Source organism: Streptomyces sp. NPDC001920 (assembly GCF_053594495.1).
This window is the reverse complement of sequence record NZ_JBSFEP010000011.1, coordinates 213,592-227,211: the sequence shown is the minus strand read 5'-3', so window position 1 is coordinate 227,211 and position 13,620 is coordinate 213,592. Positions and strand designations below refer to the sequence as shown.

The following is a 13,620-nucleotide window of genomic DNA, read 5'->3' as shown; positions in this document are numbered from 1 at the left end:
GCCCCGACCCGACGCGCCACCTGCCGGCGGCCCACCCCGGGGCCGCCGGCAGTGCCTGTTCGGCGTCCGGGGCAGGACGGCGGCCCGGTGGCCCTCCCCGGCGGGCCGACACGGGCCAGGATTGCATAAACGTGCAGCGAAACGTATAGTCATGCCCTCTAGGAGGAGGATTCCATGGCGGTACGTGCGGCAGTGGCCGGAGCGAGCGGATACGCGGGCGGGGAAGTCCTGCGTCTGCTCCTGGCGCACCCCGAGGTCGAGATCGGTGCCCTGACCGGCAACTCCAACGCGGGGCAGCGCCTCGGTGCCCTCCAGCCGCACCTGATGCCGCTCGCCGACCGGGTACTCCAGGAGACCACCGCGGACGTCCTTGCCGGACATGATGTCGTCTTCCTCGCGCTGCCGCACGGGCAATCCGCCGCCGTCGCCGAGCAGCTCGGCCCGGACGTCCTGGTCGTCGACATGGGCGCCGACTTCCGGCTGAAGGACGCGGCCGACTGGGAGGCGTTCTACGGCTCCCCGCACGCCGGCACCTGGCCCTACGGCCTTCCCGAACTGCCGGGTGGCCGCGCTGCGCTGGAGGGGTCCAAGCGCATCGCGGTGCCCGGTTGCTACCCGACCGCCGTCTCGCTCGCCCTGTTCCCGGCCTACGCCGCCGGCCTGGCGGAGCCCGAGGCCGTGATCGTCGCCGCCTCCGGCACCTCCGGCGCGGGCAAGGCACCCAAGCCCCATCTGCTGGGCAGCGAGGTCATGGGCTCCATGACGCCGTACGGCGTCGGCGGCGGCCACCGGCACACACCCGAGATGATCCAGAACCTCAGCGCGGCCGCGGGGGAGCGGGTCCGCGTCTCCTTCACCCCGACCCTCGCCCCGATGCCCCGCGGCATCCTCGCCACCTGCAGCGCCTCCGCGCGGCCCGGCGTGACCGCCGAGTCCGTGCGCGCCGCGTACGAGAAGGCGTTCGCCGACGAGCCCTTCGTCCACCTGCTCCCCGAGGGCCAGTGGCCCGCCACGGCGTCCGTCCACGGTTCGAACGCCGTTCAGGTGCAGGTCGCGTACGACCCGGCCGCGAACCGCATCATCGCGATCAGCGCCATCGACAACCTGGCCAAGGGCACCGCGGGCGGTGCCGTCCAGAGCATGAACCTCGCCCTCGGTCTCGACGAGACCACCGGGCTTTCCACGATCGGAGTCGCACCGTGAGCGTCACGGCAGCCAAGGGATTCACGGCCGCGGGCATCGCCGCCGGGATCAAGGAGAACGGCAACCCGGACCTGGCCCTCGTGGTCAACACCGGACCCCGCCGCGCCGCCGCCGGTGTCTTCACCTCCAACCGTGTGAAGGCTGCGCCCGTGCTCTGGTCCGAGCAGGTGCTCAAGAGCGGACAGGTGTCCGCCGTCGTCCTCAACTCCGGTGGCGCCAACGCCTGTACGGGACCCAAGGGCTTCCAGGACACCCACGCCACCGCCGAGAAGGCGGCCGAGGTGCTCAGCCGCGGTGCCATCGAGGTGGCCGTCTGCTCCACCGGGCTCATCGGTGTCCTCCTCCCCATGGACAAGCTGCTCCCGGGCGTCGAGACGGCCGCCGCGCAACTCTCCGAGCACGGCGGTGAGAGGGCGGCCATCGCCATCAAGACCACCGACACCGTCCACAAGACGTCCGTCGTCACCAAGGACGGCTGGACCGTCGGCGGCATGGCCAAGGGCGCGGGCATGCTCGCCCCCGGCCTCGCCACCATGCTGGTGGTTCTCACCACCGACGCCGACCTCGACAGCGAGACCCTGGACAGGGCCCTGCGCGCCGCCACCAAGGTCACCTTCGACCGCGTCGACTCCGACGGCTGCATGTCCACGAACGACACCGTGCTGCTGCTCGCCTCCGGCTCCGCCGAAGTCACCCCGGCGTACGAGGAGTTCGCCGACGCCGTACGGCAGGTCTGCGACGACCTCGGCCGGCAGCTCATCCGGGACGCCGAGGGCGCCAGCAAGGACATCAAGGTCGAGGTGATCAACGCCGCGACGGAGGACGACGCCGTCGAGGTGGGCCGCTCCATCGCCCGCAACAACCTGCTCAAGTGCGCCATCCACGGCGAGGACCCCAACTGGGGCCGCGTCCTCTCCGCGATCGGCACCACGAAGGCCGCCTTCGAGCCCGACCGGCTCAACGTCGCCATCAACGGCGTCTGGGTGTGCAAGAACGGCGGTGTCGGCGAGGACCGCGAGAAGGTCGACATGCGCTACCGCGAGGTGCACATCGTCGCCGACCTCGCCGCCGGCTCCGAGACCGCCACCATCTGGACCAACGACCTCACCGCCGACTACGTCCACGAGAACAGCGCCTACAGCTCATGAGCAATCCGACGCGGAAGCACACCGCCCTTCCCAAGGCCCAGATCCTCATCGAGGCGCTGCCCTGGCTCGTCCGGCACAACGGCAAGACCGTCGTCATCAAGTTCGGCGGCAACGCCATGATCGACGAGGAGTTGAAGGCCGCGTTCGCGCAGGACGTCGTGTTCCTGCACCACGCCGGCCTCAAGCCGGTCGTCGTGCACGGCGGCGGCCCGCAGATCAGCGCCGCCCTCGACAAGCACGGCATCGTCAGCGAGTTCAAGGCCGGCCTGCGCGTCACCACCGAGGACGCCATGGACGTCGTACGGATGGTCCTGGCCGGACAGGTGCAGCGCGAGCTGGTCGGGCTGCTCAACCAGCACGGGCCGCTGGCCGTGGGCCTCACCGGCGAGGACGCGCACACCATCACCGCCACCCGGCACCAGCCCGAGATCGACGGCGAACTCGTCGACATCGGACGGGTCGGCGAGATCACCGACATCGACACGGGCGCGATCGAGGCCCTGCTGGCCGACGGCCGGATCCCGGTCGTCTCGTCGATCGCCCGTTCCCAGGACGACCACCATGTCTACAACGTCAATGCTGATACGGCGGCTGCGGCACTCGCTGCTGCGCTGGGCGCCGAAACCCTCATGGTCCTCACGGACGTCGAGGGCCTCTACGAGGACTGGCCCCACTCCGACGAGGTGATCAGCCGCCTCACCGCTTCCCAACTGGAGAAGCTGCTGCCGGAGTTGAGCTCCGGCATGGTCCCCAAGATGGAGGGCTGCCTGCACGCGGTGCGCAACGGCGTCCAGACCGCGCGCGTCATCGACGGCCGCGTACAGCACTCCATCCTGCTGGAGATCTTCACCGACGAGGGCATCGGCACGATGGTCGTGCCGGACGAACAGGGGGCGTCATGAGCAACCAGGAGCTGACCGCGCGGTGGCAGGGCGCGCTCATGAACAACTACGGCACACCGCGACTGCCGCTGGTCCGCGGTGAGGGCCTCAAGGTCTGGGACGCCGAGGGCAGGCAGTACCTCGACTTCGTCGGGGGCATCGCGACCAACGCGCTCGGCCACGCCCACCCGGCCGTCGTCGAAGCCGTCAGCAGCCAGATCGCCTCCCTCGGCCACATCTCCAACTTCTTCATGGCCGAGCCGACCGTCACCCTCGCCGAGCGGCTCCTCCAGCTCTTCGGCCGGGAAGGCAGGGTCTTCTTCTGCAACTCCGGCGCGGAGGCGAACGAGGCCGCGTTCAAGATCGGCCGGCTGACCGGGCGGACGCACGTGGTGGCCACCGAAGGCGGTTTCCACGGCCGCACGATGGGCGCCCTCGCGATGACCGGCCAGCCCGGCAAGCGGGAGCCGTTCCTGCCGCTGCCCGGTGACGTCACCCACGTTCCGTACGGCGACGCGCAGGCGCTGGCCGCCGCGGTGACGCACGAGACGGCTCTGGTGATCATCGAGCCGATCCAGGGCGAGCTGGGTGTCGTGGTGCCCCCGGCCGGCTACCTCAAGGCGGCACGGGCGATCACGGCCGCGACGGGGGCACTGCTCGTCCTCGACGAGGTGCAGACCGGCATCGGCCGCACCGGGCACTGGTTCGCGTACCAGGCTCACGAGGGCGTGCTGCCGGACGTCGTCACCCTCGCCAAGCAGCTCGGCGGCGGGCTGCCGCTGGGCGCGACGGTCGCCTTCGGGCGGGCGGCGGAGCTGCTCCAGCCCGGCCACCACGGGACCACCTTCGGCGGGAACCCGGTCGCCTGCGCCGCGGGGCTCGCCGTGCTGGACACCATCGCGAACGAGGGGTTGCTGGAGAACGTCAAGCGGCAGAGCGAGACGCTGCGCGACGGGATCGAGGCGCTCGGTCACCCGTTGATCAGCCATGTCCGGGGCTCCGGTCTGCTCCTGGGTATCGTGCTCACCGAGCCGCTCGCCGCCAGGGTGCAGCAGGTGGCTCAGGACGCCGGCTTCCTGGTGAACGCGCCCGCCCCCGATGTCGTACGGCTCATGCCGCCGCTGAACCTCGGCGTCGACGAAGTGGAAGCGCTTCTTCAGGCCCTGCCCGGCATCCTGGACGGGGCCGGCGAGGCCGACGGGGACGCATGATCCGGAGAATGAGACGACGATGAGTCAGGCGCCGCAGGACCACGGGCAGAACGAGGCGAATTCAGTCGCCGGACCTGCCGTGCCGCAGACCCGCACCGCGCGTCACCGCAGGATCGTGGACATCCTCAACCGGCAGCCCGTGCGGTCGCAGAGCCAGCTCGCGAAGCTGCTCGCGGACGACGGGCTGAGCGTCACCCAGGCGACGCTCTCCCGGGACCTGGACGAGCTCAACGCCGTGAAGATCCGGAACACCGACGGTGATCTGATCTACGCGGTGCCGAGCGAGGGCGGGTTCCGTACGCCCCGTGCGCCGCTGGGGGAGTCGGCGAAGGAGGAGCGGATGCGGCGGTTGTCGCAGGAGCTGCTCATCTCCGCGGAGGCCTCCGCCAATCTCGTGGTCCTGCGGACCCCGCCGGGAGCCGCGCAGTTCCTGGCCTCGGCCATCGACCAGGCCGAGCTGCACGACATCCTGGGCACCATCGCGGGTGACGACACGCTGATGCTGATCAGCCGGAACCCCACCGGCGGTCAGGCCCTGGCCGATCATCTGCTGAGGCTGGCGCAGAACGGCCACTGAGCCGGCGGCCGCGCTCGTGCGTCGAGTGGGGTGCGTCGCGGTCGGCCGACGGCGACTGAGCCGGCGGCCGCGCGGGCCGCGAGCCGGGTGGGGTGTGCCGGGCCCGGACGCGCCCACACGGCGAACGGCGCAGGGCAATGCGGTGCCTCGCCCCTCGACGCGGGGCGGCCTCGGCCCATCGTGCCGCGCGCCGAGGGGTGACTGTGCACTGCATGCCGTCGCCCGTCACCCGTAGCCCGTCGTACACGAGCTGGGCTTTCATGGCCGGCGGGGACGAGAGCCGGTGCGTGAGTCGGGGCCCGGTCAGCCGAGCCGCGCCGCCAGGCCTCCCGTGCACCGCACCTCGTCGCCCGCCGTGACGAGCAGCGCCTCCACGCCCGGCAGGGACTCCAGCCAGCGCAGTCCCTGCCGTGACCCCATCGCGAACGCCGCTGTCGCCCAGCAGTCCGCCCAGGTCAGCTCGGGGGCCACCACCGTCACCGCCACCAGGTCCGTCACCGCCGAGCGTCCCGTGCGCGGGTCGACGATGTGGGCGCCCCGCTCCGCGGTACCGGACGTGGCCACGGCCAGTTCGTCCAGACCGGCGGCGGAGATCACCGCGGCCAGGCCCCCCGGGCGGAGCGGGTCGGCGACACCCACCCGCCACGGCCGCTGCCCACCCGGAACGCCCAGGAGCTGCACGTCACCGCCGCCGTTGACGCTCACGCCGGTCACCCCGGGGACGGCGGCGAGGAGCCGGGCCGCCCGTTCGACCGACCAGCCCTTGACGACGCCCGTCGGGTCGACGCGGCCCTCGTAGGTCGTGCTGAACCAGCCCTCGCTGGTCCGCTCGGCCTCGGCACCCAGATCGAGCACCTCGGCGACCTCCGGATCGCACTCGTCCACGGTCAGCTCCCCGCGCGCCAGCCGCGATATCTGGCTGTCGTCGCGATAGGTGCTGAACACCTCGTCGACCCGGTGCAACCCGGCGACCGCCGCATCCAGCGCCGACCGCACGGCACCGGGATCCCCGCCGCGGACGTCGAAGGAGAAGACCGTCCCCATGGCCTCCTCCGCCCGACGTACCGCGGCGGGAGCTTCTGCCGGCCCGGCCACCGTGTCAGCCACCGGCCTGGTCCAGGGCCGACTGGAGGGATTCCTTGTAGCCGGCGCTGGTGTACGTGGCCCCGGAGACCGCGTCGATGTCGGCGGTCCCGGCCGCCACGGCCGCCTGGTTGAGCTTCGGTACGGCGTTCGCGGTGATGTTGGTGCTCTGGCCACCGCTGGGTGCCTGGACCGCCTCGGCCTTGGTGATCTTGCCGCCGTTGACGGTGATGCGTACCTGGACCGGGCCGTACTGGGTCTGGGAGACGCTGCCGGTGACGGTGCGCGCCTGGGCGGCGCCGGAGCCCTGGGAGCCCGACCCCTGCGAGGAGCCGGCGCTCGCGTTCGCCTTGTCGATGGCCGACTGGAGGGATTCCTTGTAGCCGGCGCTGGTGTAGGTGGCCCCGGAGACCGCGTCGATCTCGGCGCTCTGCGCGGTCACGGCCGCCTGGTTGAGTTTCGGTACGGCGTTCGCGGTGATCCGGTCGCTCTGGCCGCCCTTGGGAGCCTGGACGGCCTCCGCCTTGGTGATCTTGCCGCCGCTGACGGTGATGCGTACCTGGACCGCACCGTACTGGGTCTGGGAGGCGCTGCCGGTGACCGTGGCCGCCTGGGCGGCCCCCGAGCCCTGTGAGGAGCCGGCGCTCGCGTTCGCCTTGTCGATGGCCGACTGGAGGGACTTCTTGTACGCGGCGCTGGTGTAGGTGGCCCCGGAGACCGCGTCGATGTCGGCGCTCTGCGCGGTCACGGCCGCCTGGTTGAGTTTCGGTACGGCGTTCGCGGTGATCTGGTCGCTCTGGCCGCCCTTGGGAGCCTGGACGGCCTCCGCCTGGGTGATCTTGCCGTTGCTCACGGTCAGCCGTACCTGCACGGCCCCGTACTGGGTCTGCGCCGCGTCACCGGTGACCGTGCCGGTCCCGGCCGCCTGGGCGCCGCCCTGAGCCGAGGCCGCCGGTGGTACCCCGACGCCGGCCGCCTGCGCGGAACCGGGATCCGTCGCCGGTTTCAGCGACAGCAGCAGCACGATCCCGGAGACGGTGGCGGCGCCGGCCAGCACGACACGCCGGATGGGGTGACTCTTCCTCATCGGTCCTACAGCTCCTGAAGTCCGAAAGTCTGTTCTGTGAGATCCCGTCGCTCACATCTCGAACGACTCGTGATGGATGCGGCGGGCGGGCACACCCGCGCCGCGCAGTGCTTCGTACACGGACTGCGCGAAGCCGGGCGGCCCGCACATGAACACGTCGTGCTCGTCGATGTCCGGCAGCTTCTGCCGCAACCGCTCCGCCGAGATGTCGGGCCGTTCGCCGTCCGGGCTGTTGACCGCGTACATCAGCCGGGCGCCGCGCTCGTCGGCGATGGCCGCGAGCTCGTCCCACAGGGCCAGGTCCTGGGTGCTGTTGGCCCGGTAGAGCAGGGTGATGTCACCGGCCGCGCCGGGCAGCGTCTCGAACAGGGCCCGCATCGGCGTGATGCCGACACCGCCCGCCACCAGCAGCACCTTGCCCCGGCTGCGGCGCTGGGCGGTCAGGGCACCGTACGGGCCCTCGGCCCACACCTTGGTGCCGGGTTCGAGGTCGCGCAGCCGTGAGGTGTGGTCACCGATGGCCTTGACCGTGATCCGCAGCATGTCCGGGCGGGGCGCCGCCGACAGCGAGTAGGGGTGCGAGCTGAAACGCATGCCGGGCGCCTTGAACCGCCACCGGAAGAACTGCCCGGCCTCCGCCCCCATCCGGTGCAGTTTGCGCCCGCCGATCAGCACCGACACGATGCCCGGCGTCTCCTCGATCACCGCCTCGACGTACATCCGGTGCCGCAGGTTGAGCCGGATCGGGGTGAGGATCCGGTACCAGAGGACCAGCGCCGTGACGGCGCCGTACAGCCCGTACCAGAAGGTCTTCGCCGCGGGTTCGACGGCGAACTCGTTGCCGGTGGTGATCTGGTGCCAGAACGTCAGGTACACCGCCGCGTACGTCAGCAGGTGCACGTGGTACCAGGTGTCGTAGGGGATCCGGCGGCGGACGCCCCCGATCGAGATGAACGCGATGAAGAACAACAGGCCGGTGCCGATGGCCGCCTTGCCCATGTCCGGCAGCGTGTTCACCGAGTCGATCGTCTGCTGGACGACGTCCCCGAGCGTCTTGCCGGCCTGCAGCGCGTACGCCCACATCGTGAGGAACACGTGCGCGATGACCAGGCAGACCGTGTAGCGGCCGCTCATCGCGTGCCAGCGTGCCACCCGGTCCGAGCCCACCCGCCGTTCGAGGGCGGGCACCCGGGCCATCTGGAGCACCACGAGCGCCATGAGGTATCCGGCGAGCAGGCCGGTGATCCGCCCCGCGGCGAGGATCCTTGCGGTGTTGTCGGCCAGGGAAGGCGTGTTGTCCCACCACAGCCACAACACCGCCGCCGCGCCCGCCCATAGGGCGACGACCAGCGGAACGGCCGGGGATCGGCGCGGTCGGATGCGGCGCATCGTCTGGCGGCGGGCGGCACGGCCGCCTGCGAGCGTGGTGGTCACGGTTCCTCCGGGGACGGGAGCAAGGGGCTATCGACGTGGTCCCTTGGCCCAGAGATACGTGCGGGGAGGCCCGTGTGTTCAGTGCCGCTCGTCCGGTACCGGGCGTTCGCGGTCGGTTCGCCCGCCGTTCCGGCGACGAGTGCGTGCGGCAGCCCGTGCCGGACGGGGTGCCCGGCCGCCCCGGTGCCGGTCGTGCGCGCGGAAAGCCGAGGCCGCCTCCGCCCGGGCGGGGCGCCGGGCAGGAGCAGGGGCACGGACGCGCGGGCGACGACGGCACCGGGGCGCGTGGCTCACACGCTGGACGGCGGCAGCGGCAGCGGCAGCGGCAGCGGCAGCGGCAGGCCTGGCAGGCCGTCCAGGCTGCTCGCGATGTGCTCCTTCTTGGCGAAGTACGCGCTGAGCGATTCGGTGTCCTCGCGCGCGAACCGCTTGGCATGCAGGTCGCGGTCCTCGTCGTACGTCATGAGGGGCACCGCGTACCCGCAGGAGTCACGGACGAGTTCGGCCCGCACCACGATGATCGCGCGCAGGCCGTGCTGGGAGGGGTCGATGTCGGGGAAGTGGGCGAGGAGTTCCGCGAACCGCGGATCGTCGCGCAGGACGGCCTCACCGCGGCCGTGCACGCGGACGATGTTGGGCGGGCCCTGGAAGGCGCACCACATGAGGGTGATCCGGCCGTTCTCCCGCAGGTGCGCGACGGTCTCGGCGTTGGACCCGGCGAAGTCGAGGTACGCCACGGTGAGTTCGTCGAGGATGACGAGGGAGCCCTTGAGGCCCTTGGGGGAGAGGTTGACCGTCCCCTCCTCGGAGAGGGGAGCGGTCGCCGTGAAGAAGAGGGGCTGCTCCTCGATGAACCTGCGGAGCCTGCCGTCTATGCGTTCGTAAGTTTTTCCCACGTCCACCGAGTATGGGCGGGGGTCGTTCGACTGTCTAAGGAATTGCGTGTTCCGTTCGGCAGCGCCATGGCCGCCCCGGCCGGCGTGCGGACGGGGCGGCCATGGCCGGCTGTCACGTCACTTGTTCAGCGTGCAGGTGGCGAACGCCTCCAGTCCCTCGGGCTTGGCGGCCGCTCGGCCGATCGCGGTCTCGATGCGGTTGAGCGCGGCGACACGCTTGTCCTTCAGGGGGCCGAGGATGGCGTTCTGGACGAAGTTGGGCCCGCCCTGGCCGACCGTGTCGACGAGGCGCTTGTTGGCCTCGTCGATCTGCGTCTGGAGCTGGGCGAGGTTGCGGTCGACCTCGGCCCTGGCGGAGGCCGGGATCGCGGGCAGCCGGCCGGTGACGTCCGGGCAGCTGATGGTGCCGGCCGCGCCCGCGTTGCCGGTGTTGCCGGCACCGGCATTGCCGGTGTTGCCGCCGCCCTGCTGCTGTGCGGGCGCCGCAGGCGTGGCCTTGGCGCCGGCGCGGTTGAGGGCGCACGGGGCCAGCGCGTCCAGCCCCTGCGGCTTGGCCGCCGTCCGTCCGATCGCGGTGGCGATGCGGTTGACCGTCGCCACCCGCTTGTCCTTCAGGGGGCCGAGGATGGCGTTCTGGACGAAGTTGGGCCCGCCCTGGCCGACCGTCTTGACCAGGCGCTGGTTGGCCTCCTGGATCTGGGTGTTCAGCAGCGTGAGGTTGCGGTCGACCTCGGCCTTGGCGGAGGCCGGGATCGCGGGCAGCTTCGACCTGACGTCCGGGCATGTGATCGTGCCCGGGCTCGCCAGCGTGCGGGCGCTGGTCCCGTTGCTCTTGGACGTCTCCCCCGCGAGGGCGAAGCCGGCGATCACCGTGCCGGACAGCGCCACCGCGGCAGCGCCGCCGATGAACGCGACGCGACGCTTGTTGTACTTCGGAAGAGCCCTGGACATGCGGATGCCTCACTCGGGTCAGGTGGTCGTGGTCGTGAAACGCGGCGCCTGCGTTCGGCGAGAGGTACGGGAAAGCGGTTGCTCGCGTTCAAAGAGAGATGAAAAACCTTCACGCTTGCCCTCCCCGGTCTCCTCGGCGGGCTGGTGGCCCGGCCGGTCCACCACCCTCGATTGACGAATCATGCATTGCTCTGCATACTCATGCAGGACAGGGAATGCGGTGCTGAGGAGAATCCCGTGACCGAGCGCGTCGTACTCGCCTACTCGGGCGGTCTGGACACCTCCGTCGCCATCGGCTGGATCGCCGAGGAGACGGGCGCCGAGGTCATCGCCGTCGCGGTGGACGTCGGCCAGGGCGGCGAGGACCTCGACGTCATCCGCAAGCGCGCTCTCGCGTGCGGCGCGGTGGAGGCCGAAGTGGCCGACGCCAAGGACGAGTTCGCCGACGAGTACTGCCTCCCCGCGATCAAGGCCAACGCCCTCTACATGGACCGCTACCCGCTGGTCTCGGCGCTCTCCCGGCCGGCGATCGTCAAGCACCTCGTCGCCGCCGCGAAGAAACACGGCGCCACGACCGTCGCCCACGGCTGCACCGGCAAGGGCAACGACCAGGTCCGCTTCGAGGCCGGCATCGTCGCCCTCGCCCCCGACCTCAGGTGCCTCGCCCCGGTCCGCGACTACGCGATGACCAGGGACAGGGCAATCGCTTTCAGCGAGGAGAAGCAGCTCCCGATCGCGACCACCAGGAAGTCCCCGTACTCCGTCGACCAGAACGTCTTCGGACGCGCGGTCGAGACGGGCTTCCTGGAGGACATCTGGAACGGCCCGATCGAGGACATCTACGAGTACACCCAGAACCCGGCCGTCCAGCGGGCTCCCGACGAGGTGATCATCACCTTCGAGCAGGGCGCCCCCGTCGCCGTCGACGGCAGGCCCGTCACCGTCCTGCAGGCGGTCCAGCAGCTCAACGAGCGCGCGGGCGCCCAGGGCGTCGGCCGGATCGACATGGTCGAGGACCGCCTCGTCGGCATCAAGTCCCGCGAGGTCTACGAGGCCCCCGGCGCGATCGCCCTGATCACCGCCCACCAGGAGCTGGAGAACGTCACCGTCGAGCGCGAACTCGCCCGCTACAAGCGCCAGGTCGAGCAGCGCTGGGGTGAACTCGTCTACGACGGCCAGTGGTTCTCCCCGCTCAAGCGGGCCCTCGACGGCTTCGTCGACGAGGCCAACCGGTACGTCTCCGGCGACATCCGCATGACCCTGCACGGCGGTCGCGCGGTCGTCACCGGCCGGCGCTCGGCGCAGTCGCTGTACGACTTCGACCTCGCCACCTACGACACGGGCGACACCTTCGACCAGTCCGCGGCCAAGGGCTTCATCGACATCCACAGCCTGTCGTCGAAGCTCGCGGCACGGCGCGATCTCGCCGGCGGAGCCTGACGCGGACCTCGGTCGCGCGCGTCCAGGTCACAGCATCTGCGACGCACTAACCTGACGACCGCCTCCCCGTTCACGCCACGGGGAGGCGGTGCCACACCCGGACCTCCCAAGGAGCACAGCAAGTGAGCAGCAACAGCGGTGACGTACGGCTCTGGGGCGGCCGTTTCGCCGACGGTCCCGCCGAGGCCCTGGCCAAGCTGTCCGCGTCCGTCCACTTCGACTGGCGGCTGGCGCCGTACGACATCGCCGGTTCCCGTGCCCACGCACGCGTGCTGCACAAGGCGGGGCTGCTCACGCAGGACGAGCTGACCCGGATGATCGCCGGACTGGACCAGCTCGAAGCGGACGTCGCCGACGGGTCCTTCGTGGGCACCATCGCCGACGAGGACGTGCACACCGCCCTGGAGCGCGGCCTGCTGGAGCGCCTCGGTCCCGATCTCGGCGGCAAGCTGCGCGCCGGGCGCTCCCGCAACGACCAGGTCGCGACCCTCTTCCGGATGTACCTGCGCGACCACGCCCGGATCATCGGCGGCCTGATCGCCGACCTCCAGGACGCGCTGATCGGCCTCGCGGAGGCCCACCCGGACGTGGCGATGCCCGGCCGCACCCACCTCCAGCACGCCCAGCCGGTGCTGTTCGCCCACCATGTCCTGGCCCACGTCCAGTCGCTGTCCCGGGACGCCGAGCGGCTGCGCCAGTGGGACGAGCGCACGGCGGTCTCGCCGTACGGCTCGGGAGCCCTGGCGGGTTCCTCCCTCGGCCTGGACCCGGAGGCGGTGGCGAAGGACCTCGGCTTCGAGCACGGCTCCGCCGCCAACTCCATCGACGGCACGGCCTCGCGTGACTTCGTCGCCGAGTTCGCCTTCATCACCGCGATGATCGGTGTGAACCTCTCCCGGATCGCCGAGGAGGTCATCATCTGGAACACGAAGGAGTTCTCCTTCGTGACCCTGCACGACGCGTTCTCCACGGGCTCGTCGATCATGCCGCAGAAGAAGAACCCGGACATCGCGGAGCTGGCCCGCGGCAAGAGCGGCCGCCTGATCGGCAACCTGACCGGTCTGATGGCGACCTTGAAGGCGCTGCCCCTCGCCTACAACCGCGACCTCCAGGAGGACAAGGAGCCCGTCTTCGACTCCTGCGACCAGCTGGAGGTCCTCCTGCCCGCCTTCACCGGCATGATGGCGACCCTCACCGTCAACCGCGAGCGCATGGAGGAACTGGCCCCGGCCGGCTTCTCCCTCGCCACCGACATCGCCGAGTGGCTGGTCAAGCAGGGCGTGCCCTTCCGGGTGGCGCACGAGGTCGCCGGCGAGTGCGTCAAGGTCGCCGAGGCCGAGGGCAAGGAACTGGACGGCCTGACGGACGAGCAGTTCGCGAAGATCTCGGCCCACCTCACGCCTCAGGTGCGCTCGGTGCTGAACGTGCCGGGTGCCCTGGCCTCCCGCAACGGCCGCGGCGGTACGGCGCCGAGCGCGGTCGCCGTGCAGCTGGCCGAGGTGAAGGCGGACGTGGCGGCGCAGCACGAGTGGGCCACGGCCAAGCGCGCGTAGCGTTCCGCACACAGTTCTGAGAAGGGCCCGGACATCTCGTCCGGGCCCTTCGCGCTGTCCGGGGCGGGCCTTGTTGCGGCGGGCCGCGCCGTTCACGCCGTCCCGGCGCGCCCGGTAACGGTAAGGATTCGGCCACTGACCGAATCCTTGACTTCT

12 protein-coding genes are annotated in these 13,620 nt (G+C 71.0%); 7 read left to right on the top strand and 5 right to left on the bottom strand.

The features are described 5' to 3' along the window. Nucleotides 1-174 precede the first annotated feature (174 nt). Genes argC through ACWCPI_RS20630 form a run of 5 tightly spaced genes read left to right on the top strand, consistent with a single transcriptional unit; the run spans nucleotide 175 to nucleotide 5,020 of the window. Complete coding sequence (argC, locus tag ACWCPI_RS20650) at nucleotides 175-1,203, top strand: N-acetyl-gamma-glutamyl-phosphate reductase (protein ID WP_451039475.1); 1,029 nt, start codon at nucleotides 175-177, stop codon at nucleotides 1,201-1,203. Further along, a complete protein-coding gene (gene argJ, locus ACWCPI_RS20645; protein WP_451039474.1) occupies nucleotides 1,200-2,351 on the top strand; it encodes a bifunctional glutamate N-acetyltransferase/amino-acid acetyltransferase ArgJ in 1,152 nt (383 codons plus the stop codon). Before argC ends, argJ begins: the two co-directional genes overlap by 4 nt. After that, complete coding sequence (argB, locus tag ACWCPI_RS20640; RefSeq protein ID WP_451039473.1) at nucleotides 2,348-3,253, top strand: acetylglutamate kinase; 906 nt, start codon at nucleotides 2,348-2,350, stop codon at nucleotides 3,251-3,253. Before argJ ends, argB begins: the two co-directional genes overlap by 4 nt. Continuing rightward, on the top strand, nucleotides 3,250-4,443 hold the full coding sequence (locus tag ACWCPI_RS20635; RefSeq protein WP_451039472.1) for an acetylornithine transaminase: 1,194 nt from the start codon (nucleotides 3,250-3,252) through the stop codon (nucleotides 4,441-4,443). Before argB ends, ACWCPI_RS20635 begins: the two co-directional genes overlap by 4 nt. A 19-nt stretch (nucleotides 4,444-4,462) precedes the next feature. After that, nucleotides 4,463-5,020 (top strand): arginine repressor, encoded by a 558-nt coding sequence (locus ACWCPI_RS20630; protein ID WP_451039471.1) that lies wholly within the window; start codon nucleotides 4,463-4,465, stop codon nucleotides 5,018-5,020. A gap of 303 nt (nucleotides 5,021-5,323) precedes the next feature. On the opposite strand, the gene ACWCPI_RS20625 is transcribed toward ACWCPI_RS20630, so the two are convergent. The 5 genes from ACWCPI_RS20625 to ACWCPI_RS20605 form a co-directional block, all read right to left on the bottom strand. Further along, nucleotides 5,324-6,064 (bottom strand): FAD:protein FMN transferase, encoded by a 741-nt coding sequence (locus ACWCPI_RS20625; protein WP_451039470.1) that lies wholly within the window; start codon nucleotides 6,062-6,064, stop codon nucleotides 5,324-5,326. Nucleotides 6,065-6,119: 55 nt separating this feature from the next. Beyond that, a complete protein-coding gene (locus tag ACWCPI_RS20620) occupies nucleotides 6,120-7,190 on the bottom strand; it encodes an FMN-binding protein (protein ID WP_451039469.1) in 1,071 nt (356 codons plus the stop codon). Between the two features lie 51 nt (nucleotides 7,191-7,241). Continuing rightward, the gene (locus ACWCPI_RS20615; RefSeq protein WP_451039468.1) at nucleotides 7,242-8,624 is read right to left on the bottom strand and encodes a ferredoxin reductase family protein; all 1,383 of its coding nucleotides are present in this window, start codon (nucleotides 8,622-8,624) and stop codon (nucleotides 7,242-7,244) included. A gap of 290 nt (nucleotides 8,625-8,914) precedes the next feature. Then, on the bottom strand, nucleotides 8,915-9,520 hold the full coding sequence (locus tag ACWCPI_RS20610; protein ID WP_451039467.1) for a pyridoxamine 5'-phosphate oxidase family protein: 606 nt from the start codon (nucleotides 9,518-9,520) through the stop codon (nucleotides 8,915-8,917). A 117-nt stretch (nucleotides 9,521-9,637) separates the two neighbouring features. Then, nucleotides 9,638-10,471, bottom strand: a complete 834-nt coding sequence (locus ACWCPI_RS20605; RefSeq protein ID WP_451039466.1) for a hypothetical protein — start codon at nucleotides 10,469-10,471, stop codon at nucleotides 9,638-9,640. A 237-nt stretch (nucleotides 10,472-10,708) separates the two neighbouring features. Between ACWCPI_RS20605 and ACWCPI_RS20600 the strand changes: the two genes are divergently transcribed. After that, nucleotides 10,709-11,911 carry an argininosuccinate synthase gene (locus tag ACWCPI_RS20600; RefSeq protein ID WP_451039465.1) on the top strand — a complete coding sequence of 401 codons (1,203 nt, stop codon included), beginning with the start codon at nucleotides 10,709-10,711 and terminating at the stop codon, nucleotides 11,909-11,911. A 122-nt stretch (nucleotides 11,912-12,033) separates the two neighbouring features. Further along, nucleotides 12,034-13,464, top strand: coding sequence for an argininosuccinate lyase (argH, locus tag ACWCPI_RS20595; protein WP_451039464.1), 1,431 nt, complete (start codon nucleotides 12,034-12,036; stop codon nucleotides 13,462-13,464). The last annotated feature ends 156 nt before the right edge of the window (nucleotides 13,465-13,620 follow it).

Coding starts and splice junctions, on each gene's coding strand:
- argC (WP_451039475.1), top strand. CDS start 175: ATGGCGGTACGTGCGGCAGTGGCCGGAGCGAGCGGATACGCGGGCGGG.
- argB (WP_451039473.1), top strand. CDS start 2,348: ATGAGCAATCCGACGCGGAAGCACACCGCCCTTCCCAAGGCCCAGATC.
- ACWCPI_RS20635 (WP_451039472.1), top strand. CDS start 3,250: ATGAGCAACCAGGAGCTGACCGCGCGGTGGCAGGGCGCGCTCATGAAC.
- ACWCPI_RS20630 (WP_451039471.1), top strand. CDS start 4,463: ATGAGTCAGGCGCCGCAGGACCACGGGCAGAACGAGGCGAATTCAGTC.
- ACWCPI_RS20625 (WP_451039470.1), bottom strand. CDS start 6,064: ATGGGGACGGTCTTCTCCTTCGACGTCCGCGGCGGGGATCCCGGTGCC.
- ACWCPI_RS20620 (WP_451039469.1), bottom strand. CDS start 7,190: ATGAGGAAGAGTCACCCCATCCGGCGTGTCGTGCTGGCCGGCGCCGCC.
- ACWCPI_RS20605 (WP_451039466.1), bottom strand. CDS start 10,471: ATGTCCAGGGCTCTTCCGAAGTACAACAAGCGTCGCGTCGCGTTCATC.